The following is a 24,774-nucleotide window of genomic DNA, read 5'->3' as shown; positions in this document are numbered from 1 at the left end:
GGCTCTGCGCCGCGCGATCCACGAAAAGGCGCCGTCAGGACCGCGCCTTTTGCCTACATGTAGCCCCGCCTCGACGGCTATCGCACTCGCCTCAAAGCATCCGCGAAGCACGCCACGTAGGCCACGTTGCCACCGCTTACCGCCAAAGCCTCCCGATCAGCCACCACGACGATAAGCTCCGTGTGCCGCAGTTGTGCATGCGCCGCGAGGTTTGATACGTGCCTCGCCAAGGCCGACGGCGACCCTTGGCACCAGGTGGCGTCAACGATCGCGTGGCTCGCGCCGCGGCGGACGATCGCCAACAGCAACCTCGCGCACGCCGCCTCGATCGCGACGCTGTCGGGGTTGGCGACGAGCAGCAGCGCCGGGGTAGTTTCGGTTACATAAACGACGGGCGAGGCGGTGGCGATGACGTCGAGCAACGGCTCACGCGCGGCCGCGGCGGCGGCGGCCAGCGCAGCGTCCGCCAGCACGCTTGTCACCCACTCCCAGTAATGCGGCATGGCAGGCGGGGCCTCGCCGAGCACGTGTCTGGCCGCGGCCACCACCGAGATCGCGTCGGCCATGCGAAAACGCGCCGACGCCATGCGCGTACTGAGCATGCCAAGCGCTCGCTCGGTGTCGGCGAGGTCGGATGCCTCAGCGTGCAAGAGCAAGTCCCAACCGCTTAGTACGGTCGCAAATAGCTCGGTGGCAAGGGGCGCGTCTACCGGTGCCGTGCGCAGCCGCGATTGGGTCCACGCCGACCTGAAGCCCATCACGTGCGCGTCGCTTGCCGTCATCGCGTGCCATCTAAACACAAGGCTGATTGCAAGCGCCACACCGTACCGCTACCATAGCCCGCTATGGACCCTGGGCGCACGGCGAATCGGCGACGACTCGCGGTGCGATCGGTGGCGCGCACCGACGTCGGGCGCAGGCGCTCGCACAATGAGGATGCGATGCATGCCGACGATGCGCTTGGCTTCTACATCGTCGCCGATGGCGTCGGCGGCAACAACAAGGGCGAGGTGGCCAGCCGCGAGGCGATCGACCAGCTCTCGATGTGGATGGCCGGCCACCGCAAGCAGCTCGACATCTTGCGCGCGCAACTGGAGATCGACGACATCTCCGCCCGCGCCGAAATACGCCGTCATCTCGAGAATGGGGTGCAGTCGGCCTGCTACATGGTGTTTGGCATGGGCCAGATCGATCCTGGCATGCGCGGCATGGCCACCACCTTGTCAGCGCTGTTAATTACGAATGGGTTTGCGTTTGCGGCGCACGTCGGTGACAGCCGGGTCTATCGCATTCGCGATAACCAGGCGTTGCAGCTCACCGAGGACCACACGCTGATCAACTACAAGCTCAAACACCGGCTGATCACGCAAGAAGAGGCGTTGCGAGCCGCCGGCAAAAATGTCATCACGCGCGCGGTCGGCCACAAGGATCACGTGCAGGTCGATACCGTCGACCTCGATGCCGAGGCTGGGGACATCTTCGTGATGTGCACCGACGGCCTGCACGGCTATCTCAAAGACCCCTCCGAGGTGGTCGAGCTCGTGGGGGATGGCAACATCGAGTCGGGCGCGAATGCCGCCATTGCCTTGGCCAATCAGCGTGGCGGCAAGGACAACATTACGATCGTCGTGGCGCAGGTTTTTGAGCAGGCGCCCCGGCGCATCATGGGGTAGCGCGGATGGGTGGTTACCACGGGCTAATGTAGAATGCCCCAAATCGCTTGATCGAGCCGTTCGACTCTAGCCCTAGTCGCGTCGCTTTTACGACCGGTGTCGCGCGCCAGGTACCGTTCGACCGCGCCTTGCAAAGAGGTGAACACCCGCTTCATCTCGTAGCCCTTGCGCAATGAGGAATCGTCGTGCGTGGCTAAACTGATGAAAATTAGCCTGGCCGGGTCTATACCGGGGAGTGCCTTGCGAAATCTTGCGAGCAACGCTTTGGCCTGTTCATCGGAGCCGACCGCCGCACGGAATTCTTTTTTTGCAAAGAGTGCTTCGACGTGCTCCACTATTTCATACATCCTGAATTCCATGTCGCCTTCTGCGACCCCGCGTTCGATCGTCTTGCGATACGAAGCGACCATGGACGCGAGGTCTTCGGTGGTGGAGTAGCCGAGCGCATTACCAAAGGCGCCATCGCCCGCTTTCCTGTAAATCTTGGCCAGCTCCTTGGCCACTTCATCAAGTGCTACCTTTTCGCCTTTGGTAATGTATGGATCCGAGAGTTGCCTCAACGTCGTGCCGTGCTTGCGAGCAACCCTGAGCAAGATTGCACGCGACGTGGGGTGCTTGCTTAGCATCGTCATCCGGCTCTCAAAATATGGCTGGTCCCTCACGACCGTGTCGCCAAGCAACGCCGAGAAGTGGACCCTTTTGCTCGCGGGCGACGTTCCATTGAGCTTGTGCTGGTAATCGCTAATCCCCTTTTGAATCCCAAGCTCCGCTTCGCGGGCTGCGCGCGGGTGGAGCTCGATTTGGTCAACCCCTCCACGTGGGTTTAGACGAGTGGAGATTACGCGCTGGGCATCGACGTTGCCGGCGAACCAAGTCGTAGCGCCAAGCACGACAAGAGATGTGAGTTTGAGAAATTTCATACGGGTTCGCTCCTGCCAGCAGGTATTGCACACAGCATGCCATCCCTTGCGGAGTCGAGAATTCGCCGACTTACATCTTATTTTAATATGTATTACTTAATTGCAATATGGCGCCAGGCAACGCCAGTAGCCAATACCGGGGTCTGCAAACCTCGCAAACGCGGCGGTCTGCTGTCGCAACATCATGTGCAACTGCTCAGGCACCTGGTTTGGCTGGCGCCGGCGCGGACGATGTTTTAATCGGAAGCCTAAGTGGTACCAGCGGCTGGGTATGCGCAGGCTGCCCCGGCATCAACAACCGTTCGACAATGCGACCGCCAATAATATGCTCAGCGATAATCTCTGGCACATCGTCGAGCGTGACGCCGCCATACCAAACCTGCTCGGGATACACCACCACCGCGACGCCCTGGTCGCATTGGTCGAGGCAACCGGCGGCATTGGCTCGGACCTGCGCCCCCACGCCCGCCGCACCCATCTGCTTTTTAAAGGCGTCGCGCACGGCCTCCGAACCGCGATGCTTGCAGCTACCGCGCGGATTGTCCGGTGGTCGCTCGTTGGTGCAGACAAACACGTGGCGCGCATAGTTCGGCGGCATGCGCGCAGCTTAGCGGATCTTCTTAAGTTCCGCGAAGAAGGCGTCGATTTCTTCCCGCTTGGTATAAAAATGCGGCGAGATGCGCGTGCCGACGCCGGGCCGATGGTCGGCAAAAAAGCGCCGGCGCCCAAGCTCGCGACACGCATCGGCAGCCCCTACAAAATCAAACACCACCGAGCCACCGCGCCGTGAGGCCTCCCGCGGCGAGTTGAGCGTAAAGCCAAATTCGTCGACGAGCGCGATGGCGTGCGCCGTGAGCGCCAGGCTTTTTTCGCGGATCGCGGCGACGCCAATTTCGCCGACGATCGTCTGCCCAGCGCGCGCTTGGTACAGCGCCAAGATCGCCGGCGTGCCGCCGAGATACCGCCACACGCTGTCGGCGTACGCCTGACTTGGCATGGTGAACGCAAAAGGCGCCTGATGGCCAAACCACCCGGTGATGCGCGGCGCGAAGGCCCCAATGAGATCGGGGCGAACATAGAGCCACGCCGCGCCGGGCCCGCCGCACAAATATTTCACCGAGCCGCCACACGCAAACGAAACCCCAAGGTCGACGACGTCAATGGGCACGGTGCCGATTGACTGATAGCAATCCAAGATGACATGCGCGCCGACCGCCTTGGCCTTGGCGCAAATTCGCTTGGCGTCTTGTATATAGGCCGAGCCAAACAGCACGTGCGAAATGGGCACGGCCAGGGTGTGTTCATCGATGGCGTCGCACATGGCGTCGACATCCATGGTGGTGCCATCGGCAGAGGGCACGACCACGCATTGAGCGCCGCGCCGCTGCTCCTCCTGCCAAACATACGAAACCGTCGGAAATTGCAGCGCCTCGTAAACAATCTTATTGCGCTTGGGCGTGTATTCAAAACACGAGGCGAGCACCGCCATGATGTGGGACACGTTTTGATGCATGATGACGCTGCCGCGCGGCGCCGAGATAATTTTCTCGATGCGGGCGGCGGCGCGATCGACCTCCGGCAGCCAGTCCTCCCAGGCGGTGATGGATTTTGTCTGCCAGAGCTCAAGAAACTCCGCCACGTCGTCTTTGGCCGCGGCCGGCATGCATCCCAGTGAATGCGACACCAGGTGGACACATGACTCCAGCGCAGGGAATTTGGCGCGGTAAGCAAGCAGCGGATCGCTCGTGAAATCCATCCCGCCAGGCTACACAGGGCGGCGCCAACTGTCGCCAGCGGTCGGCACGAACGTTGCTCAGTTCAGACGTCAATGGAAAAGTTCAGCCTATCGGCGACCGTTGTCTCCACCCTTGCGGTGGTGGGCGTCGTGCTGGCGGGTTGCTTGCCCGCAGGCCACGAGCCCACGGGTGGCATCGATCCGCGCGATTTGGCGCCAACCGTCGACAAGGCCGGCAACCCCAACCAGTTTTGGCCATCGCACCTAGTCGCCGACGAGGTGTTTGGCGATGCCGAGGCCGTGTCGGCCAGCGGCCTGCAAGCGTTTTTTGAATCGACGCCGTACGATGGCGCACGCAGCTTTCTCGCCGATCTTGAGATCGACGACATCCCGTATGCCGAAGTGCTCGCGACCCTGTGCCAGACCTACCAAATCAATCCGCTCGTGGTGCTTGCCACGCTGCAAAAAGAATCGGGTATCGTCTCCAAAACTGCAAAACCCAGCGACGCGCTGCTTAATAAGGCCTTTGGTTGTGGCTGCCCAGACGGCAGCGACTGCGATCCAACCTATAAAGGCCTCAAGGCACAAACCGAGTGTGCCCTAAGCTTTTTGGCGCAGCATCGCGACCGCGTGCTGTCCCACGGCGAGACGGTGACCGGATGGGCGCCCGGGAAGTCAAAAAAAGTTCTCGACGGTTTTCGCGTGCTGCCCGGCAATCGCGCCAGCGCCGTGCTCTATACATACACCCCATGGGTGCTGCGTAACGCCGGCGGCAATTGGCTGTTTTGGAACGTCTTTACCAAGTACGCGCTCGCGACCGACTACGCCCAGGGCGTCGAGATTCCGACCAATGAAGGGTTTATTGGCGGGACGTGCGATAGCGACGACGACTGTTTCTATGACGGCGGTGTTTGCGCCAATGGTCTCTGCAGCAAGGCGTGTACGTCGACCTGCCCGGACCGCAGCGGGCCTGGATTTTTGACCACGCGGTGCATGACACAGGACGACGGCGCGCTCATGTGTGTCGCTCCTGCGGTGCCTGACTAACCGCCCAAAAATCGATGCGGGCAATCCGGGCGCTGATTCCACTTTGGCTGATTGACGCGGACGGTCAGCAAATCGAAGCGATCTGAGGGTGCGGGATCGACCAAATCGAGCCGTAACAGTTTTCCGTAACTAATTGATTTTAATATATAAAATAAATATCCGTTAGCAGTCTCCGTTGGGGGTTGCCAAACACGCTAGGGGTGACTACTAAGTGCCCACCCGGGGCGGGCAATATCTTCGCCCCTTTACCACAGGAGAGAAAAGCTATGAAAATTCGTCCGTTACACGATCGTATCCTTGTTAAGCGCGTTGAAGAAGAAACCAAGACCTCTGGCGGTCTGTTCATTCCAGACTCGGCCAAGGAAAAACCCATCCAAGCCAAGGTCATCGCGGTTGGCGCCGGCAAGCGCGACAAAGATGGCAAGATCATCCCGCTCGACGTGAAGTCTGGCGACCGCGTGCTGTTCTCGAAGTACAGCGGCACCGAAGTCAAAATCGACGGTGAAGAACACCTCATCATGCGCGAAGACGACCTCTTGGCCGTCCTCGACTAACTAACTATTTTTCCACTCACACTGAGGAGTAATTCACATGGCAGCTAAAGAAATTGTATTCGCACAAACCGCTCGCAACGAAATCGCCAAGGGCCTCAACACCCTGGCCAATGCCGTCAAAGTGACGCTTGGGCCCCGGGGCCGCAACGTCGTGATTGAAAAATCATGGGGCGCCCCAACGGTGACCAAGGACGGCGTCACCGTCGCCAAGGAAATCGAGCTTGAGAACAAGCTGCAAAATATGGGCGCGCAAATGGTCAAGGAAGTTGCTTCCAAGACCAGCGACATCGCCGGCGATGGCACCACCACCGCCACCGTGCTCGCGCAAGCCATCTATAACGAAGGCGCCAAGCTGGTCGCCGCGGGCTACAACCCAATGGACCTCAAGCGTGGCATCGAAGCCGCGGTTGGCGCCATGATCGAAAAGATCCACGAAATCTCGGTTCCAACTAAGAACCACGCGGAAATCGCGCAAGTCGGCACCATCTCGGCCAACGGCGACGAAGCCATTGGCAAGATGATCGCCGAGGCGATGGAAAAAGTTGGCAAAGAAGGCGTCATCACGGTTGAAGAAGCCAAGACGTTCAACAGCGAGCTCGACGTCGTCGAAGGCATGCAATTCGACCGCGGCTACCTGTCGCCGTACTTTGTCACCGACAGCGAGCGCATGACGGTGAACTTCAATGACCCGTACATCCTCATCTGCGAAAAGAAAATTTCGCAAATGAAGGACCTCCTGCCCGTCCTTGAGCAAGTTGCCAAGGCTGGCAAGCCGCTCCTCATCATCGCCGAAGACGTCGATGGCGAAGCGCTGGCGACCCTGGTCGTCAACAAGCTGCGCGGCACCCTGCAAGTTGCCGCCGTCAAGGCCCCAGGCTTTGGCGACCGCCGCAAGGCCATGCTCACCGACATCGCGATCCTCACCAAGGGCCAAGCGGTCACCGAAGACCTCGGCCTCAAGCTTGAAGGCGTGACGCTCAATGACCTTGGCCGCGCCAAGCGCATCACGATCGACAAAGACAACACCACCATCATCGATGGCGCCGGCACCAAGGCCGACATCGAAGCGCGCGTGAAGACCATCCGCCGCGAAGTGGAAGACACCACCAGCGACTACGATCGCGAAAAACTGCAAGAGCGCCTCGCCAAGCTGGTTGGCGGCGTTGCGGTCATCCGCGTCGGTGCCGCCACCGAAGTCGAAATGAAGGAAAAGAAGGCACGCGTCGAAGACGCCATGCACGCCACCCGTGCGGCCGTGGAAGAAGGCATTGTCCCTGGCGGCGGCGTCGCGCTCATCCGCGCCTCCGTTGTGCTCGACAAGCTCGTGTTCACCGATGACCGTCGTCACGGCGTTGCGATTGTTCGCCGCGCCATCCAAGAGCCCTTGCGCCAAATCGCCGCCAACTCCGGCGTCGACGGTTCGATCGTGGTCAACAAGGTCCAAGAAGGCAAAGACGCCTTTGGCTTTAACGCCGCCACCCTCGAGTACGGCGACCTCGTCAAGGCCGGCGTCATCGACCCAACCAAGGTCGTGCGCACCGCGCTGCAAAACGCCGCTTCGGTCTCGGGCCTCATGCTCACCACCGAAACGCTGATTGCCGAGAAGCCTAAAAAAGAAGCTCCCTCCGCGGGCGGTGGCCATGGCCATGACCACGGCGGCGGCTACGAAGACTAATCCTTCGCAACATAGCTAGACCAAGGCACCCGCCGGGGTGCCTTTTTTGTGCGCTTGAAGAAGGCGGGGATTCACTAAGGCAGCGCGTCGCGCTGCAGCTCGAGCTCTAGTGAATGTTGCATAGCCTCCAAGCCGCGCTCGAGTTTGTCGTCGACATGCTTGGCGGTCATGGCAAAGATCGCGGCGACGATAAGCGCAGGCAACATCAGATTTCTCCCGCCAAGGCTCGCGCGCTTGTACATGTACAGCGGAAAGAACAGGCCAAAAGCGAACAACGTTGCGAGGCCGGCCATATCTAGGTTTGCCCCCGCGACCGTGGCCCTGGCCAACGTTTGCGAAAACAAACCATCGCTGGGTGCTTGCTCAATGGTGCGGGTAGCTAGCGCAGCCAGATCGAGATGAATCAAAAATGCTGTGAGGGCGACAGCGAGCAAGGGAAATCCAAAGAATTTCCAGGTCGCAAGTTCGTCTACCGCGATAAACGGCGATTTCGCCCATGTCCACATGGCATAGCTTGCCAAGAGTGGCACCGCGAGCGCACACCACGCCCAAACGTCGGAGGCAGGGGTTTGGCTGCGGCCACGGGGCGCAAGTGGCGGCCTGGTTGCCGCGATAGCGCGTACGACGGTGACCGGCTGCCATGGCGCATTAAGGTCGCGTTCAAGGCTGGGATGCAGAACCTCGGCCGAGCCGCTCGCCAGATCGCTGGCGTGCGCAACGAGCCACGCCGATGACACACGGTCCTTCAGCTCATTGCCATTTATGCGCAACAGCCACGTGTCCTCGAGTTGCCGGGCGGAGGCCCAAGCGGCGAGTTCCGCAGGCGTCATGCCGCACGCCCCGTGATGTTCGAATTCCGATGACACACGGCCGAACACATACCGAAACAAGACATGCGGAGCAAGCCTTACATTTGGCAGGCACGGCAGCAATTGGCAAAGGTGGCATCGGACGTGACGGAGTTCTAATGCCTTTGCCTTTCGTCCCCAAATGGCGCAGCAGCGACAAAATCGGACGGCTCTTTCGAGATGGCGGCGACGAGGCCACTACCGCGGCAGGCAATCTGATTGCGGTCATGTATACATCGCTGGTACAGTTGAGATGGCCATGGCGAATTCGCAGCGTGATAGAGGCCATCTGGTCGGCGAGATAATTGAGCTGGCGGAGGCGATGATCGCTCAGGGCGTGCGGCGGCGCAATCCTATGTGCTCCGAGCAAGAAATCGCAGCGTCCATTGGCGCCTGGTACGGGGCGTCGCCTATGCCGCTCGCGGGTGGGCCCGGGTTTCGCGTGCGCAGCTTGTCAGCCAAAAGCGAAAAACCATGACCCAGTTGCAGCAGGGGCTGGAGCATATCGTCAACGATCTGACGGCTCGCAACGTATCGTTTCCGCTGGTTGGTGGCCTGGCGGTTTCTGCGCTCACCGCGTCGCGGTTGCCGATGACCAAGCGGCGGAGGAACTGCTGGATGCTCTTTCCCAAACTGGATACGCGATCAAGGCGACCGTCGAACAGATTGGAACGGGGCGCCTCGCGACCGCACGCCTAACCCACAGAAACTGGCCGAACCTGTTTATCGATCTGCTATTTGCCTCATCTGGGCTCGAGCCAGAGATAACGGCTGAAGCGGTTCACATCGAGGTGCTCGCGGGACTGCACGTGCCAGTCGCACGCGTTGGCCATCTGATCGCGATGAAGTTGCTCGCGCGGGACGACCGCCAGCGCCCCCAAGACTGGGATGATCTCCGCGGGCTATTTGGAGTCGCAGATCAAAATGAGCGGGCTGTCGCGCGCGGCGCCCTCGGGCTTATTTTGACGCGCGGTGCCAGCCGAGGCCGCGAGCTGCTGGAGCTATTTGCGGCCGCCGAGCAGCAGTTTGTCTAATAGAACTTTTACCCGATAGCACCGGCGCTGAGATTACGTGGGCCGATCGCCGAGGCCGCCTAGCGACCTGGCGCGTCTTGAACCTTTTTGATTGAGCCTGATTTGTTGAAGATAACGAGGCGCTCGCGTCCGGTAGGGCGGTGCCGCCTATGCGAGCGGGGCGTACGGATACCCGCTGGTTGCCATTTTTTGTCATGTAGCCGCGCGGAATTCTCGTAATGAGTTGCACCTGCGCGGTGCCATTTTTTGCCTCGTAGGCGAGTACGGCAGCCCTGGCAGCTGGTTGGTGATCGGCCGACGTGCTTGTGATCTTGCCGGTTTCCTTGTTGACGAGCCGCGTCTTGGTATTGCTGGTCAGGATTCGCATCTGATATGGGCGTCCATTGTAGCTAAATTGGCCCACGCCCTCCGAACGAACGTAGACGTGCTTGCCGCTCTTGGTCTCGCCGACGATGGTCGAGCGATCCGAGCCGGTGCGCTTGGTAACGCTGGCGGCCAAGGCGCCCTTGGTCTTGTATTTGTTGGCCTCGGCATGCTGCCCGCTTAAGGACAGGCTTCCAAGAACGAGGGCAGCGACGAGAGCGAGGTTTGCAAAAAATGAATGTTTCATAGGTTCTCCGTGTGGTTGGCGTCTAGAACTCAACAGCAAACGGCATGCCAAGTCTAACGCCCTGTGCGCGGCGCGCCATCGAGCGTTTGCCGCGAACCTGCCGGCAACTGCAGTAGGCCTTAAGGCTGGTATAGCTTCCTTAGCCGCAACGGTTGGCAGTACATAGCGGTCCGCTGGATCCGGTGGCTGCTCAGCCGCTCGCGCCCGGCAGCACAGTTCCGCCAACGCTAATAATTGAAAATTCCAGCGATTGCAGTGGCGTCGTCGCGCGCGCCGCAACGACCCACATGGCGTCGCCATACCAGTACAAATCGAGCAACGCGAGCGCGCCCTCCTGACAGTCCGCATTGGGGTCCGTGGTCTGGACAGCGCATGGTAGCGCCGCCTCGGCATCGGCGGGACACATGCTCCAAAGCATTGCCGGGTCCGCCCCGCCGCCAGGACAAGCGCTTGGGGCTACCGACCAGGCGAGCTCGGACAATTGACAGTGATCGGTGAGGACCGCTTCCCCATCCTGACACCACGCTAACGCTTGTGGCATATGCGCCCCAGGCACAATCCCAGCGCTAGCTAAGGCCGTCGCGCTCTCCGCGAGCACCTCCGTCTCGAGTTCCTGCAGCTCCTCCTCGGTGCCAGCGCCGCCCATCGGGTCGCCGGTGAGGTTCAGATGATAGACAAAATCCGCCGCGTCGGCCTCGTAGATGATGACGTTGACGAAGGATACGGAACTCGAAGGCCCAAAATGCGAATACAGCACGGCAAGTCTATGTCCATCGCTCGACGCACCGACGATGACATAGCGCTGAAACTCTCTAAGATCACCGCGGTCGCCTTGCGAAAAATGAACAGCAGGGTCGCAGCTGGTTGGCGCCTCGCATACCGGATACGTAGCTTCAGGTGGAGAGGGGTCACCGCTATTCGAACAACCAAACGGCGCGAGGCCAAGTGCGGCGACAATCGCCGGTATCAAGTTTGGTGTCATTAGCGCGACATGCTTGCGCGTGCTTCGGGTGTGGTCGATTCGCAACATGGTGGTTCGCGATGCAAAATGACGGCCAACGAAGTTGCCGACGTGAATGAAATCTCTTCGCGATCCGACGGCCTATTTGCACGGTCGATGCGATTAAGGTTCTTTTGCCGATATTTAAGCGATCAGGCACAAACTCAGTTACAGTATCAATGTCGACGGATTGGTCGCGACGCACCTTAAGTCGATAGCGCGGTTAAATCGCTCAGAAACGTCGCCAGGATTGAATGCACGTCCGACATTTTCGGAGCGGGGATGCCGTGCGGTTGGCTTCAGATTTCTGAGGCCTTCGTCAGATATCTGTGGGCCAACGCGTACAACTAGCCGAAATGTAACCATCCCATTTTGGCCCAACCGATGCACATGCCGATTTCATGACGAAACATATTCTTGTTGTGATGGGTATTCTTTCTTTTGGCATGGTCGGCTGCGTGGAGTCGCAAGCACCCAACGAGCAAACGCTCGAACAACCCCAGGGCCCGCACGCGCCGGCACCGACGCCGCCTCCTAGTGAGCTTGGATTTTGCTACGCTCACTCGACCTGCGATCTATTGGCGCCGGAATGTCCACAAGGCACCTTGCCTGGCGTCGCCGAGAGCTGCTGGACGGGGGCGTGCGTTTCCGTTAGCGCGTGCGAGCCGCCGCCAGTGTGTGAGGCCATGCCAAGCGAAGAGGCGTGTCTGAACACTGCGAATTGTCTGCCGCTCTATTGTGATCTAAACGAACTATGCAAATACGAGTATCAGGGCTGCGCTTCGTCCTAGCCAACTTGGGTGGATTTCGCAACACCCCCGAAAGGCGCGTTCGCCACGGGAGGGCGGCGAGCCGGGCTACCACGGTTGCTTGCGAACTGAGGACAAGTAACCCCGGCGAAGCCATCCGCACGCTGTGCCATCTACGTCTATGAGCTGGAGCCCTCGCAGTTGCATGCCCGCCAGGGGTGGCACGGCCCTTGCTGATGCCAGGTGCATGATGAAATCTATACATGCCCTCGCCGCCCTCAGCATCGCCTTCTGGATACCAGCCATTGGAGCTGTCTCCGCGACCAATCGGCCGGTGGTTAAGTCCAAGCTCACGGCAGCCAACAAGCCAAATCGAGTGAGCACTCGGTCGAGCCTCAAAAAACTTAGCACGGCAAAGCCCACCACGGCCACAAAGCTAGTTGCTCCGACCGCTGCACCAGTTGCGAAATCCGCAACCGACGTCTTGCTTGATCAGATGATGATGCTGCAACTCGCAAACATGGGAAACACGATGTCGCACCGGTTTTTGGAAGACGTGGCTAAGCACGGCCTTACCACGACGTCCACCGCGAAGTCAGTGACGTTGTACGCCCGGTGGCAGATGCGTACGTTCAAGTCCAAGAAGGACGATGGTTCGATGGTGGTTATGTTTGAAGACAACAGCGGCGCGTACGTCTTTCCCGACGGCGTTGCAACTCCTATGGGAGATATCAGCGGCGAAGTTAGCCAGCTAGAAGAAATCCAGTAATTCCCACGACGTGTTAGCGTTGGAGAGACCGCCAACAACGCCAGGCGTCGCCGCTTGCCTTCCGCATTGTCGCTACTGAAATTGCAGGTGCGAGATGGTTGGCGCCTGTCGCCCCACCGTGGTTTGTCCGTTTGAGCAGTCAATGTCCCCCATCTCGGCGGCCCCGACCCTGCTTTCTTCGCCATCGATCCCCCGACATGAAACGGCGCAGTGTCCGTCGGTTGCCAAGTCGGCGACGAGGCAACTACCGCCGCAGGGAATCTGATTGCCGGTCATGTTTAAATCGCTGATACAGCTAAGCGACAAGGGGGGACTCTCAGCGTGATCATGGCCATCTCGGTGAGATGATTGAACTGGCGGAAGCCATGACCCACTTGCAGCAGGGGCATCGCCGCTGCGAGGCCTTCTTAGCAAATTCATGCGCTTGCGACTAAACGCTATTTAGTCGGATCAATTTGCGTGGTGCCGCGACTTCCCTTGTGAGGAGTCAAAAACACCATGCAATCAAATCAATATGCTCAAGCCACCCACTCATCCCCTGCCATCGCGGCAAAACCCAAATTCGGCAAGCTCAACCTAGCGCTGCTGGTCCTATTTACCTTTATAGGCATGGCCATCGCAGGGCTCGCCCAGGAGCGCGTCGAAGGCGATCTAACCAAAGGCGAAGCCATGTTGGCGCAGCTCAAGGCCGACGGCGTGAGCGCGGCCGAGATTGACAAGACAACGAACGGCGCCGCCTCCACTATTTCGCGCGTGCGCACGGCCTTCAATGGCACCCTGGGTATCGTTGCGCTGGCGCTGGTAACAATTGTGCTCGCCGCAATGAAAAGGCCAGCGGTCATGCATGTCGGCTTGGCGCTCATCGTTTTGGCCGTTGTCGGGGCCTTCATCTACCCGGCGGGTGGCGGCGGCGAAAACGCCGGCGCAGCGCTTCGCACGCTCGGCTATGTCCTGGCCGTGCCGTTTGCGCTGGCCGGCATCTTTGCCGCGCTCGGCGGCCGCAAGCTCAGGCAGGCCCGCGCGTAGCCTACGTGCCCCAGCATCAATTCTTCCCCTCGACCAATCAAGGAACCAAGTCAATGAACAAGTCTAGCCTCGTCCTCATCATCGCCATGCTCACCCTCACCAGCTCGTGTTTTAAAGTTCTAGGCGGCAAACACACCGCCGCCGTCGTGCAGCCAGATGGGTCGCACTTGGTCACGACCGCACAAAATGCGGAGGTGCGCATCCCGGGCGAGCTGGCCGCGCAATACAAGGCGGTGCGCGGCTACAAATACCTGGGGGAGTATGGGATTGAATTCGTCAACAAGGCCGCGCTCCTAAAAAATTGGAAGCTCATCCTCAAGAAGACGAAAGAATCCCCCAGCGACACCGCCAAGGACATCGCGGCCAGCTTTCTCGCGGCCCAGCGCTCGGCGTATGCAACGGTGCAAGAGGTGGACGATGAGTCCGCGTATCTTGAATACAAGGCCGCCAGCGAGACCTACGATCGCTACTCCGGCGTCGCGCGCTTCTACAAAAAAGATGGTGGGTGGTTTCTCTGCGAGTACCGCGGCTTTGAGGCCCCACCGCTGGAGCTGGCACGCCAGGTTTGCCCGCTGGCGCAGTAACGGTACAGCCCCCTTCCCGGCCCCGGCCCCGGCCCCGTAAGGACTCGCCCCGGGACGCCGGGCGCGGATGGCCAGGCGGCGGCGCCAATCGCCCGGCGCCCCCCATGAATTGTCCTTGAATCAGCGCACCCGCTATGGCATCCAGCGCCGGTGCAGGAGGGGACGCAGCAAGACTTGGTGGCCGCGCTCATCAAGCGCCACACGCTGACGGCCCTGTTTGGCAACGACGTCGCGCCGGTCAAGCTTGGGCGTTTCGACCTACATGGCGTGCTCGGCAAGGGTGGCCAAGGCACCGTGTTTCGCGCCTGGGACGATGAGCTGGGGCGCACTGTCGCCCTCAAGGTCATCAACGCGCCCGCGGTATCGCCAAGGCCTGATGCGCTACGCTCCCAGGAGGCACGCGCGCTGGCGGGGCTCGACCACCCATGCGTGGTCGCCGTCTATGACGAGTTTGATTCCGCCCACGGCAACATCATTGTTCAGCAATTTGTCGACGGGCCGTCGCTAAACAAATGGCTGGCTGCGCCGCGCACGCGCGACGACAAGCTCGCGGTATTCGCCGATGTCTGCGCCGGCCTCGCCGCGGTGCACGCGGCCGGCCTTGTGCATGGCGATATAAAACCCGAAAACATTCTGCTGGCGATCGACAAGACCGGCGGCGCCCCCCGCGCCATGCTGTCTGATTTTGGCTTATCGACCACCGCCAATGCGGTCATGGCTGGTGGCACGCTGGGGTACGCGTCGCCGGAGCGACTTGCAGGCTTGCCAGCCACCGCCGCCTCAGACATGTTCGCCATCGGCAAATTGGCTTGCCGGATGTTCTGGGGCCAGGCGGCGTCGACTGACCCAGAACGCGAGCGCCAGCAGCAAGAGGCGCGACGAATCGCAGAACAATTGTCCGGTCGCTTCACGACAAATGGCGCCGGCCTGTCGTATGGGCTGCGCGCGGCGCTTGCCACCACGCTTGGCGAGCCTGCGCGGCGTTGTCCGGCCACGGCGTTGCAAGCGCTTGCCACCAAGGAGCGCGGGCGGCGGCGCCGGCATGTGTTGGCCGGTGTTTTCGCGGCCGTGATGTTGGCGGCGGTTGGCATGACGTATCGCACCACGGTGCGCGGAAATCCCGTCGCGGTTTGCCAACGCGCGGCGAGCGCGGCGCATGTGCCGCTTTCTAAGGCGGCGCGCGCCAGCATGGAGGCCCATTTGCGGTCGGTCAACGTCGCGCACGTCGACGTCGCGGGGCGCATGATAGCGGCCTTCGAGGCGTTTGACCGCGAGCGCTTAGACCTCGCCCGCGGCGCTTGCGAAGAGGCGCCCAAAATTGCGAGGACTAGGTCGCAATGCTTGCGCGATGCCAGCCTGCGCGGCGCCGCGGCGGCCTTAGACGCGCAGGCAACGCCTACGCCTAAGTCGCTGGGAGACGTGCTCAATCAGCTCTCGCTTGAGGAGTGCCGGCTGGTCATCACGCCCCTCAACGAGGCACCACAAGGGCTCGCGGCAGCTGCGCTCGTCCAGGCGCTCAAGCCGGTCTTGTTTAGAGCCAACCGAACCGGCCAGTCGACCCCCAAGCTCGCCGCAGAATATGGCCACCTCGCCATCTTGTTTGAACAGCTCGGCGACCTCGCCTATGCGACCAAGGCGAGGCTGGCGCAGACGACGCACCTGCTAAATCTCCAGGAATATGAAGTCGTCAGGCCGATCATCCCGCGCATGCAGGCGCTGGCGGAGCGCAGCGGCCGCGCCGACTTGGCCATTATGGCGGGCCTGCGCGAACTCCGCCTTGCCTCCCTGACGCGCCAATTCGAGGGTGTCGATGACAAGCTCAAAATCATCGAAGGGCGCCTTGGTAGTGTCGCGACCAGCTCGTCGCTCCACGGCAACGTGTTGCATCAAAAAGCCAATTTCTTGAGGGACCAAGACAAGCTGCCTGAAGCGATTGAGGTCCAGACCACGGCCGTCGCGTTGCTGGAGGCGAGCAACCCGTATGATGCCTTCACGCTGGCCGCGATGTCGCGGCTTACCTCCTACAAGGAAGCGGCGCGCGCGCCTGATGCCCTGGCGACCGCGCAACACGCCTATGAGCACGCCTTGCGCGTGCAAGGCCCGTACGGCGAGGCCACGCTGACCGCCGCGTCGGACTATATTGCGACGCTACGCCACGCAGATCAACTTGCCCGCGCGTTGGAGCTCGCAGATGCGACGGTGGCCGCTCGACGCTTCTGGAACGAACCCGTCGCGCTGGCGAGAAGCCTGCAAGATCGGGGCATGCCGCACATGATGATGGCGCAAACCGCCAAGGGCTTGGCGGATCTAGAAGAGGCGCTGCAACTTGTCGATCAAAAGTTTGGGGCCAATGACTTTCGCACCCAAACCTTCGTCCACAACCTCGGCTACGCCTTGATCCCTCATGATCCAGCGCGGGCGGTGCCGCTGCTGGCGCGCGCCCACCAGCTTTTGCTGACCAAGTACCCCACGGACCATTCAAAGGCCATCAAGGGACGCATCGTGTTGGGCATCGCGCAGCGCGAGAGCCGCGACCTGGCGGCCGCGCGCATGACGCTGCAAGCAAGCATGCGGCTGGCAACCCAGATCAAATCCGAAGCGCTGCTCGGCTACGCCATGTTTCACTACGCCCAAACCCTGACGGCGCCTCGCCAGCGCAAAGAACAAATTGCCCTGCTCAGCGAAAGCCTGGCGCTGCGCACGCGCACCAACGCGGCCAAGGGTGACCTTGAAGAGCATGCCCGCCTTTTGGCCGAGGCCGAAGCTGCAACCGTCGCGAGAAAGCCATAGCCGCATGACCACCAATATCGACACCGACATGGCGCTGCTCACCGCATGGCAGGCGGGCGATGCGAAGGCGGGCGAGCGCCTGGTCAATCGCCACTTCGACGCCGTGTGCCGTTTTTTTCGCAGCAAGCTCGGCGACGACGTGGGCGACGTGGTGCAGCAGACGTTTCTCGATTGCCTGGAGGCCAAGCACACCATTACCAGCACGTTTCAGGGCTTCCTCTTTACCATCGCCCGCGCGCGCCTTTATGACCATTTGCGGCGCAGCTACCGCGGGCTCACCATTGACAAGCTATCGTCGCATAGCTTGCTAGACCTTGGCCTGACGCCGGTGACCGCGCATTTGCAAAATCGGGCCAAAGAGGCCCTGATGCAGGTCTTAAACGAGATGCCAATCGACACCCGCATCTTGCTCGAGCTCACCTATTGGGAGGACATGTCGGCCAATGAGGTAGCCGAGGTCGTTGGCATTCCCGCCAACACCGTGCGCGGCGCGCTCTCCAAGGCGCGTGCCGTGTTGCGCGATCGCCTCGGCCAAAGCGAGGAACAAAGCGTGATCACGTTTTCAGAGTTCCGCTAGCTTGCGGCCGCAAGTGGTCGATGCCGCCTACTTCAGGCTTTCGTCGATCTTGCCGACGAGCTCTTCGAATTCGCGCTGCACATCTTGCGCGTAAATCTTGGCGTTGCTTTTGATCTCATTACGTAGCTGCTCGGCGCTGCTGCGCAAGCGCGCAATCTCGTTCCAGTCCGTTTTGCTCGGTTGGGCCAATTTCATCTCGGCAATTTTCTTGTCGAGCTCGGCAAGCCGCACATCGGCGACAACGAGAAAGTCGCCCCGGGCGCGGCTGACGGCGAGGGTTGCGGCCTGCACCTCTTGCTCGGCCTTGGCGAGGTCGGCTTGTTTTTCGACGGTGTTTTCACGCGCCTGGGTGACGTCTTTGGACGCGCTGTCTTTGCAGGAGGCCGCGGTGGCTAGCAGGAGGGTCGCAATGATGAATGTGTGCTTTAACATGTAGTTCCTTTACGCGATCACGACATAGCAATAGCTAGGCCAAGCCAGGGGCCCTGGTACGCAATGGAACCCACCGTTAACCCCGTGCGGAGGCGCTCACTGTATCGTTTGTGCGGGTGCGACCAAGGCGTCCCAGTCGACGCGCGGCTTGGTAAAGGGCACCACCAACGCGAAGCCTTGCAGGGTTGCGCCCTCGGCGGTTCTGAATTCCACGTGATACTTCAGCGGGGTGTCGTAAACTCCCCCGATGATGAGCGCGCTGGCCATGCAACATATCTAACGCGAGGCGTCGCTGCTGGGCAATATCGGCTTGCCACAGAGCGACAAGGCGACAAGTTCGGTAGCTGCACGAAAGCCATTGCCTCCGCACCTGTCTAAGCGTGTTGCACACGATTTGCGGAGAAGTCGCTTCGGGTAAATGAGGTACCGCGGACACCGTGATAGGTGGGGCCCGGAGTCGCCGATGCGGGTACGTTCTACTGGTAGCGCGCCGCGACTGCCAATAAATTCATAAAGTTGCTGCACCTATCGGCGTCACCAAGCTGGCACACGAGATGCAGATACGATAGGTGATGCGAGCGCCCGTGACCCCTCATAGCCTTGGGACCGGGGCTCACGCGCGCTTGCCTGCGTTCCTAACGCTTGTCTGCTTGGTGATGGCGCCCGCGCCAACTGAGGCTGGTGGCCGTCGGCGTGCAAGTGGCAGCGAAGGCGCGAGCTCGGCCGTGCCAGCGCTCACGGCGCCATGGCAGTCGCGACGCTCAGGCAGTAGCCGCGTCGGCAAATCAAAGCCTCAAACGCATGCTGCGACGAGTAGTACATCGCCAGCGGCCGAACGCCTGACAAGCTCGACTAAAGGGCGTAAATCGTCCATGCCCCAGAGGCTCGGCAACCCGTCGGAGGGCCAGGCCGTTAGCCCGCAACCTCACAAGCCCGGGGGACTGGGCGAGGCGGTCGCCAGGCTACAGACGCGGTCGATCGATTTTGAGGGCAAGGAAGTCGCGCCCTCATCGCTATCGTTGAAAGAACGCTTGTTGCGCCGCGCCCAGACAACGATCGGCAAAGGGCTGTTGTCAATGCGCGGCAAGCCCCGCCGGCTCTCCGCCGCCAAGCTGACCGCCACCCAACAAGTTTATGACAAGGTGGCAGCAGTCGCCACGGCGCACGGCGCGACGAAGCTTGGGGACTTTGAGGTGTTCGGGTCGTCCATGCTGCTGCCTTCAGCGTTTGCGAGCCATTATGACGGCGCCGAGGGCGTGTTTATTGCCGAAAAGATGATCATCGATATCGAGCGGTTTCTTCGCCAAGACATGGGCGTCACCGATGAGCGGCTGGCTGACGAACTTGGCGGGGCCGTTATGGCGACCATCATCGGGCACGAACTTACGCATCAATGGCGACGCGATGCCTTGAGGGTCAAGCCAAGCCGGTTGAACGGCGTTGGCTGGCGTGGCAAAGAGGTCGCGGCCGACCTCGTAGGTGCGCGCCTCGCCGACCGCGCAGGCTTTCGCCCTGAAGGCGTTTACCTAACCTATTTGTATCTCGCGACAAAATCCGCGCAAGTCAGCGGCAGGCGCGGCGAGCGCGGCTCGCACCCCGCCGACATGGCCCGCATGGAGCGCAGCCACAAATTCATGACCGCGGCATTGGCTAGGCGGGGCGAGAAGCCGCTGCTTGCGCTCCCGACACCGGACGCTGCGGCGGCTGACTTTCTAAAGCGACGCTGATAGGTGCAATTCTGAACGATCGAGCGCACACGCTCGACGAGCCGTTGCGCACGTACGCAGGGCGCCATTTTTTTGCGATGAGCCCGAGGTGGGCGCTTGCTGGCAGCACTTCTGGCCGCGAGCCCGCGGCCCCTATCTTGCAGTGCAGCCCAACCACTATGATTAACGCAAACCAGATCAAGCCCAATACCCCCATCGTCTGCTCAGAGAACGGCCAATTTGGCGTCGTCGACCACATGGAAGGCGCCGACACCATCAAGGTTACCAAAGACAAGCAAGGTCAACATCACTACTTTCCGCTCGCCTGGGTGACCAAGGTCGACGACAAGATCCATGTCGATCGCCCCGGCAAAAAGGCCCAGCTCGATTGGTCGACGACGCCACCGAACACCAAGGACCGCGCGACGAACATGCCTGATGTGCTCGAAGCGACTGATGGGATCAACGCGGCCAATCGGACCGACGCGATGGATGGGCGCCAGCCGTCGAGCCCGGCAATTGGCAACGCTCAGGCCAACGGTCGGAACAAGTCAAACGACCGCAGTAACGCGACCGATAAATCGAAGTCGTAAACCGCGACCGCGCGTCGCCCGACTAAGGGGCTATCTGTTCGAGGCTTGGGTCGACCCATTTTCACAAACGCGCATGCAAGCCGTCAATCCACTTCAAATACACTTGGTTCACCTCGTCACCTGCGCCAATCGTTGACTTTATATAGTCAACGATTTCGAGACGTGGGTTTTCATAAAGCCAAATTTCGATCGCATCTGCGACCTCGTGATTGAGGGCTTGGCTCGCTTGGGCGTACAAGTCGACCATTTGGCGCAACGCTAAGATAGGGTTGCTTTCAAAAAGCACTTCCGCTTGGCGGAGCTCGGCTGACGCCGCGGCGTAATTCTTGACCATTGCTGTCGGTGCGGGGCCCGTGGTGCTACTTCTTCGGCGCCAGCGCGGGTGCAAGTAGTTGCTTGTGCAAGGCAATCGCTTTCATGATCTTTGCCGGCGGCTGAGTTTTCGAGCCCCCAAGCACATACATAAAGCACAGCTCAGCTAGATCCGGCCAACAGTCTTCAATGTCGAGCGGCACGTCGTCCAGCGCCTGCTCGAGCAGCTCGCCCTTTAACCGCCGATCAAGCGCGGCGCGGTGCTTGCCATAAGGAGCGAGCAATTGTTTGGTAACCGCGGGCGCGCGCTTGGGATCGATCACCGCGCCCAGCGCGAGCGTTACCTCGATAGGGCTCCACAGATCAAAGTCGCCGTCGAACGTTGCCGCGGCGGCCACGACGTCGACGATGGATATGCTTGCTGCGGTCTGATCTGCCACGAAGAGCAAATACGCCAAGTCGCTGTGTGCCTCAAGCGACGAGGCCGCCCCCGCCCGCAGCTTGCCGCCGGTGGCTCGCAACACGCGCGCGATTAGCGGCCTCCCCACGGCAGCGGCGCTAGCCTCGCCATAGGAACCACCTAGCGCCTTTGGTCTCGCCTTCATACCCATGACAAAAACGTATCACGCCGGCGCCCGCCGTGAGGTGGCGCACGGTGTCGGCTCAATTCTGACATGCGTGTCAGGAATTCCCCGCCAGTTCACACCCTTTCCCCAGGTGTACCCTGGTAAGCCATTGAATTAAAAGGGCTGGGAGCTTGGCAAGCCGCTTGCTTTAGCTCCAGGCATGCACGCTACTTCACGCCTAACAAAAACAATAATTATCACTCTTGCAATCGCTGGCTTGCCACTCGTGGCGGCGGCTCAACCGGCGGCGGATCCATATCCGCCCGCGCCTATCGTGGCACCGGCGCCGCAGCCGCAAGCAGGCCCGTCCACCGCGCCGCAAACCACACCGTGGAACGAGGTTGAACACATCAACGGCCAGCTGGTAAAGGTTGGCGAACGAACTGAATACCTCAAGGCCAACAAGAAATACATGATCGGCGCCAACCCGGCGGGGTGGTTGTTTGGCATGTACGGCGTCTCCGGCTGGCTTACGCTCGGCAACAACGTCGCGCTCAAGGGCGACCTCACGCTGTACGACCTCATCGACAATGGCGGCGACGGCGCCGAGTTTAGCGTCTCGACCCCGCTCTATCTGAAGCGCGTCTACCAAGGATTCTTCATCGAGCCGGGCCTCATGCACCGCAGCATCGACGACTATGGCGAGACCGGGCTGCAAGTGCTGATGGGTTGGCAACGCACCTGGGATAGTGGGTTCTCGGTGGTCGCCGCGGCGGGACCCGTGCGTTTGTTTGGCGTCGAGGAGGACGAGTACGGCTACTCTGAGCCCGTCTCATTTAACGGCTACTTTCGCATCGGCTACGGCTTCTAGGGCGAGGTGGGCGCCGGCCAGTCCGCGCGCCCTTGTGCGAGGCGGCTCGCCCGGCTACGGTCGGAGCATGCTTGGAATGCACTTGCTTGCGCCTACCCGCTGGGCTGTTGTCATCGCGGCCGCGCTCGCCGCGTGCAGCGACAACCGCCCGCCAACTGAGCCGCCGACCGTGCCGCTACCCGGCGAGCCGAATTACACCACGCCGGAAGGCTTTAGCCGCCGTCATTGCGTGGCCGGCAGCATGGCGGGGCAGGCGACGCCTGGCATCTTTCACGGACGCTACGACGCGGACCAATTTTCCAACCAGCTGACCATGCGCATTGATGCCGCCCAAGGAGGCGCGCTAGCCGTGCAGCAAAACGGGCACTCCGTCGTCAGCGTCAGCGCCACCGACGACTACTTCTTCACCTTGCGCGACAATGGCCAGTATCAAACCGCCATGTTCTTCTGCCGCGTCGATGCCCAGGGCACGTGGCACGGGCAGCTCGCCTTTATCTTTAGCAGCGAGGATGGCGAAGGCAATGTGTCGATGAGCGCCCTGCTGGGCGAGGTGTTTGCCACCCGCGTCGAGCCGCTCGATGAGGCGCCCGCGCAGGGGCTCACGCTGCTCGGCGAATTTAGGCCCGAGGCGTGGAGTGACATCAGCGTCAACGTGCGCGTGCGCGATGGCATCGCGTATATGGCCAATTACCACGGCGGCCTCGACATCGTCGATGTCGGCAATCCCGCCGCACCAATTCAGCTCGGCCACCTCGACGTCCGCACCGCCGGCGAAATCTACAACGACGTCAAGGTGACGACGGGCCCCGGCAACCAGGTCTACGCCATCATGGCGGGCAGTGGCAGCGGCGCGGTGGTCATCAACGTCTCCGACCCGGCAAACCCAAGCGAGGTCACCACCATGGGCGAGCCGACGCAGCTTGGCGACAGCGTCGAGGTGCATACGCTGTTCATCGACGCCAGCAAGGCCTATCTCGCCAACACCCGACGCGGCGTTGAGATCTACGATATCGCCGATCCCACGGCGCCGGTGAAGCTGGGCGAATTGCGCATAAACAGCGCCAGCCACTATCTGCACGATCTCTATGTCTCGGGCGACCGTGCCTACCTAAACTATTGGAACTCCGGCATGGTAATTGTCGACGTTAGCGACCCCACGGCGCCCACGCGCGTCGATGCCTTTACCGGCTATGGCGAAAACACCAACCACTCGTGCTGGGTAACCACCATCGGCGATCGCGACGTCGCAATTACCGGCGACGAGCAATATGGCGCCCATGCCTACCTCGTGGACGTCACCGAAAATACGCCGGGATTTCTCTCGATCATCAGCGAATGGCAGACCCGGCCCGAGGTCTCCATTCACAACATCATGGCCTTTGGGCCGCTGGTATTTATCTCGCACTACCAAGATGGCATCCGCGTGCTCGACATCTCAGTGCCCGAAACCCCCGCGCTGGTGGCTTGGTACAATACGTGGCCAGGGTATCCCGCCGCCGAAGGCGCCAGCTTTTTTGAAGGCGCTGTCGGCATAGATTACGATCCTATCGGCCAGCTCGTCTACGTCGCGGACGCGACGCGCGGGCTCATCATCCTATCGTTCGATGTCGCGCCCTAGCGATCAAAACCATCGCGCGCTGGCTAAGGCCTTGGTCGCCTGGTACCGCAAGCATCGGCGCGATTTGCCGTGGCGACAGACCCGCGATCCATACGCGATTTGGGTCTCGGAGGTGATGCTGCAGCAAACCCGCGTCGCGACGGTAATTCCTTACTGGCAGGCGTGGCTCGCGGCCTTCCCATCGGTGGGAGCGCTGGCCGACGCGCCGCTCGACGACGTGCTCGCGCGGTGGGCGGGGCTTGGCTACTACAGCCGCGCGCGCAACCTCCAGCGCGGGGCCCAGCTTATCGAGGCAAAGTTTGGCGGCCGCATGCCCAGCTCGGCGCTGCGCTTGCGGGAGGTGCCCGGGATTGGGCCGTATACCGCTGGCGCCATCGCCTCGATTGCGTTTGGCGAGCGCGTGCCCTTGGTCGACGGCAACGTCGCGCGGGTCTTCGCGCGGCTCTTTGCGATCAAGGCCGACATCAAGGCGGCCTCGACGCAAAAGGTGTTGTGGGCCCATGGCGCGAGCGTGATGCAGGACTTGCCAGCGGCGCTACCCGCCGGTGAACTCAATCAGGCGATCATGGAGCTCGGCGCTACGGTGTGCACACCCACCTCGCCCGCATGCGACACATGTCCGGTTTCCGGACATTGCGTCGCGCTGCGCAATGGCCTGGTCGGTTCGCTGCCCGTTATGCCACGACGCAAGCGGGGCGATGAATTGCCGCGCTTGACCAGCGTGGCGCTTTTTATGCACCACGCGGCGCGGGTGCTGTTTGCCCGCCGCACGCCTGCTGGGCTCTTTGGCGGCATGTGGGAGCTGCCCCAGGGCGCGACGCTGGCCGCCGCGCGCGCCGTGTTGCGGGCGCCGATCGTGGTAGGTCGCGAGGTCGCGTCGCACCAGCAAGACCTCTCGCATCGCCGCCTCATGATTTCGGTGCGGTCGGCGCGCTGGGCGGCTAAGGGTAGCACGCCACTCGTGCTCGGCAAGACCGAGGCCTATGACAAGCTCGCTTGGCTATCGCCGGCGCAGGCGCGCGCCAAGGGCATCGCGACATCCACGGCCACGCTGCTTGCGCATCTCGAAGATCGGGTCATATAAG

Annotated in this window: 26 protein-coding genes and 1 pseudogene; 16 read left to right on the top strand and 11 right to left on the bottom strand. The window is 61.2% G+C overall.

What is annotated here, in order from left to right; genetic code table 11:
- Positions 1–77: 77 nt before the first annotated feature.
- Positions 78–782: a hypothetical protein gene (locus IPL79_18085; protein MBK9072887.1), complete on the bottom strand. Its 705-nt coding sequence runs from the start codon at positions 780–782 to the stop codon at positions 78–80.
- A 63-nt stretch (positions 783–845) separates the two neighbouring features.
- On the opposite strand from IPL79_18085, the gene IPL79_18080 reads away from it, so the two are divergent.
- Positions 846–1,673: a serine/threonine-protein phosphatase gene (locus IPL79_18080; protein ID MBK9072886.1), complete on the top strand. Its 828-nt coding sequence runs from the start codon at positions 846–848 to the stop codon at positions 1,671–1,673.
- Between the two features lie 23 nt (positions 1,674–1,696).
- Here IPL79_18080 and IPL79_18075 read toward each other — a convergent pair whose 3' ends face one another.
- The 3 genes and pseudogenes from IPL79_18075 to IPL79_18065 form a co-directional block, all read right to left on the bottom strand.
- Complete coding sequence (locus tag IPL79_18075; protein ID MBK9072885.1) at positions 1,697–2,593, bottom strand: hypothetical protein; 897 nt, start codon at positions 2,591–2,593, stop codon at positions 1,697–1,699.
- A gap of 286 nt (positions 2,594–2,879) precedes the next feature.
- A pseudogene (locus IPL79_18070) lies at positions 2,880–3,191 on the bottom strand ((2Fe-2S) ferredoxin domain-containing protein).
- 9 nt (positions 3,192–3,200) lie between these two features.
- Positions 3,201–4,349 (bottom strand): aminotransferase class V-fold PLP-dependent enzyme, encoded by a 1,149-nt coding sequence (locus IPL79_18065; protein MBK9072884.1) that lies wholly within the window; start codon positions 4,347–4,349, stop codon positions 3,201–3,203.
- A 72-nt stretch (positions 4,350–4,421) separates the two neighbouring features.
- Between IPL79_18065 and IPL79_18060 the strand changes: the two genes are divergently transcribed.
- From IPL79_18060 to groL, 3 genes are all read left to right on the top strand, one after another.
- Complete coding sequence (locus IPL79_18060; protein ID MBK9072883.1) at positions 4,422–5,375, top strand: hypothetical protein; 954 nt, start codon at positions 4,422–4,424, stop codon at positions 5,373–5,375.
- Positions 5,376–5,641: 266 nt separating this feature from the next.
- Positions 5,642–5,929, top strand: a complete 288-nt coding sequence (gene groES, locus IPL79_18055; protein MBK9072882.1) for a co-chaperone GroES — start codon at positions 5,642–5,644, stop codon at positions 5,927–5,929.
- Positions 5,930–5,966: 37 nt separating this feature from the next.
- Positions 5,967–7,604 carry a chaperonin GroEL gene (gene groL / locus IPL79_18050; GenBank protein MBK9072881.1) on the top strand — a complete coding sequence of 546 codons (1,638 nt, stop codon included), beginning with the start codon at positions 5,967–5,969 and terminating at the stop codon, positions 7,602–7,604.
- Positions 7,605–7,678: 74 nt separating this feature from the next.
- On the opposite strand, the gene IPL79_18045 is transcribed toward groL, so the two are convergent.
- Positions 7,679–8,470, bottom strand: a complete 792-nt coding sequence (locus IPL79_18045; GenBank protein ID MBK9072880.1) for a hypothetical protein — start codon at positions 8,468–8,470, stop codon at positions 7,679–7,681.
- A 241-nt stretch (positions 8,471–8,711) separates the two neighbouring features.
- Here IPL79_18045 and IPL79_18040 point away from each other — a divergent pair, with 241 nt between their 5' ends.
- Together IPL79_18040 and IPL79_18035 are read left to right on the top strand one after the other, a co-directional pair.
- On the top strand, positions 8,712–8,930 hold the full coding sequence (locus IPL79_18040; protein MBK9072879.1) for a hypothetical protein: 219 nt from the start codon (positions 8,712–8,714) through the stop codon (positions 8,928–8,930).
- The gene (locus tag IPL79_18035) at positions 8,927–9,151 is read left to right on the top strand and encodes a hypothetical protein (GenBank protein MBK9072878.1); all 225 of its coding nucleotides are present in this window, start codon (positions 8,927–8,929) and stop codon (positions 9,149–9,151) included. The genes IPL79_18040 and IPL79_18035 overlap by 4 nt, the downstream gene beginning before the upstream one ends.
- Positions 9,152–9,409: 258 nt before the next feature.
- Here the strand turns inward: IPL79_18035 and IPL79_18030 are convergent, their stop codons facing one another.
- Together IPL79_18030 and IPL79_18025 are read right to left on the bottom strand one after the other, a co-directional pair.
- Complete coding sequence (locus IPL79_18030; protein ID MBK9072877.1) at positions 9,410–10,096, bottom strand: hypothetical protein; 687 nt, start codon at positions 10,094–10,096, stop codon at positions 9,410–9,412.
- Between the two features lie 190 nt (positions 10,097–10,286).
- A complete protein-coding gene (locus IPL79_18025) occupies positions 10,287–11,078 on the bottom strand; it encodes a hypothetical protein (protein MBK9072876.1) in 792 nt (263 codons plus the stop codon).
- A 1,014-nt stretch (positions 11,079–12,092) separates the two neighbouring features.
- Between IPL79_18025 and IPL79_18020 the strand changes: the two genes are divergently transcribed.
- The 5 genes from IPL79_18020 (at position 12,093) to IPL79_18000 (ending at position 17,591) form a co-directional block, all read left to right on the top strand.
- On the top strand, positions 12,093–12,614 hold the full coding sequence (locus IPL79_18020; GenBank protein MBK9072875.1) for a hypothetical protein: 522 nt from the start codon (positions 12,093–12,095) through the stop codon (positions 12,612–12,614).
- Between the two features lie 498 nt (positions 12,615–13,112).
- Entirely contained in the window at positions 13,113–13,640 is a 528-nt protein-coding gene (locus IPL79_18015; GenBank protein MBK9072874.1) for a hypothetical protein, read from the top strand.
- A gap of 53 nt (positions 13,641–13,693) precedes the next feature.
- Complete coding sequence (locus IPL79_18010; GenBank protein MBK9072873.1) at positions 13,694–14,224, top strand: hypothetical protein; 531 nt, start codon at positions 13,694–13,696, stop codon at positions 14,222–14,224.
- Positions 14,225–14,374: 150 nt separating this feature from the next.
- Positions 14,375–17,014 (top strand): serine/threonine protein kinase, encoded by a 2,640-nt coding sequence (locus tag IPL79_18005; GenBank protein ID MBK9072872.1) that lies wholly within the window; start codon positions 14,375–14,377, stop codon positions 17,012–17,014.
- A 4-nt stretch (positions 17,015–17,018) separates the two neighbouring features.
- Positions 17,019–17,591, top strand: coding sequence for a sigma-70 family RNA polymerase sigma factor (locus tag IPL79_18000; protein ID MBK9072871.1), 573 nt, complete (start codon positions 17,019–17,021; stop codon positions 17,589–17,591).
- Positions 17,592–17,618: 27 nt separating this feature from the next.
- Here IPL79_18000 and IPL79_17995 read toward each other — a convergent pair whose 3' ends face one another.
- Together IPL79_17995 and IPL79_17990 are read right to left on the bottom strand one after the other, a co-directional pair.
- Positions 17,619–18,023, bottom strand: a complete 405-nt coding sequence (locus IPL79_17995) for a hypothetical protein (protein MBK9072870.1) — start codon at positions 18,021–18,023, stop codon at positions 17,619–17,621.
- 96 nt (positions 18,024–18,119) lie between these two features.
- Positions 18,120–18,290 (bottom strand): hypothetical protein, encoded by a 171-nt coding sequence (locus tag IPL79_17990; GenBank protein ID MBK9072869.1) that lies wholly within the window; start codon positions 18,288–18,290, stop codon positions 18,120–18,122.
- Between the two features lie 605 nt (positions 18,291–18,895).
- Between IPL79_17990 and IPL79_17985 the strand changes: the two genes are divergently transcribed.
- Together IPL79_17985 and IPL79_17980 are read left to right on the top strand one after the other, a co-directional pair.
- Positions 18,896–19,750: a hypothetical protein gene (locus tag IPL79_17985; protein MBK9072868.1), complete on the top strand. Its 855-nt coding sequence runs from the start codon at positions 18,896–18,898 to the stop codon at positions 19,748–19,750.
- 158 nt (positions 19,751–19,908) lie between these two features.
- Positions 19,909–20,322 carry a DUF2171 domain-containing protein gene (locus IPL79_17980; protein ID MBK9072867.1) on the top strand — a complete coding sequence of 138 codons (414 nt, stop codon included), beginning with the start codon at positions 19,909–19,911 and terminating at the stop codon, positions 20,320–20,322.
- 61 nt (positions 20,323–20,383) lie between these two features.
- Here the strand turns inward: IPL79_17980 and IPL79_17975 are convergent, their stop codons facing one another.
- Entirely contained in the window at positions 20,384–20,569 is a 186-nt protein-coding gene (locus IPL79_17975; GenBank protein MBK9072866.1) for a hypothetical protein, read from the bottom strand.
- A 112-nt stretch (positions 20,570–20,681) separates the two neighbouring features.
- A complete protein-coding gene (locus tag IPL79_17970) occupies positions 20,682–21,239 on the bottom strand; it encodes a hypothetical protein (protein ID MBK9072865.1) in 558 nt (185 codons plus the stop codon).
- 247 nt (positions 21,240–21,486) lie between these two features.
- Between IPL79_17970 and IPL79_17965 the strand changes: the two genes are divergently transcribed.
- The 3 genes from IPL79_17965 (at position 21,487) to mutY (ending at position 24,773) form a co-directional block, all read left to right on the top strand.
- Positions 21,487–22,071: a hypothetical protein gene (locus IPL79_17965; GenBank protein MBK9072864.1), complete on the top strand. Its 585-nt coding sequence runs from the start codon at positions 21,487–21,489 to the stop codon at positions 22,069–22,071.
- Between the two features lie 67 nt (positions 22,072–22,138).
- On the top strand, positions 22,139–23,689 hold the full coding sequence (locus tag IPL79_17960; protein MBK9072863.1) for a hypothetical protein: 1,551 nt from the start codon (positions 22,139–22,141) through the stop codon (positions 23,687–23,689).
- A complete protein-coding gene (gene mutY / locus IPL79_17955; GenBank protein MBK9072862.1) occupies positions 23,676–24,773 on the top strand; it encodes an A/G-specific adenine glycosylase in 1,098 nt (365 codons plus the stop codon). Before IPL79_17960 ends, mutY begins: the two co-directional genes overlap by 14 nt.
- Position 24,774 lies beyond the last annotated feature (1 nt).

Source organism: Myxococcales bacterium (assembly GCA_016716835.1).
GTDB lineage: Bacteria > Myxococcota_A > Polyangia > Haliangiales > Haliangiaceae > JADJUW01.
Note: the sequence above shows the minus strand (reverse complement) of the source record. Positions and strands in the feature narration are given on the sequence as shown.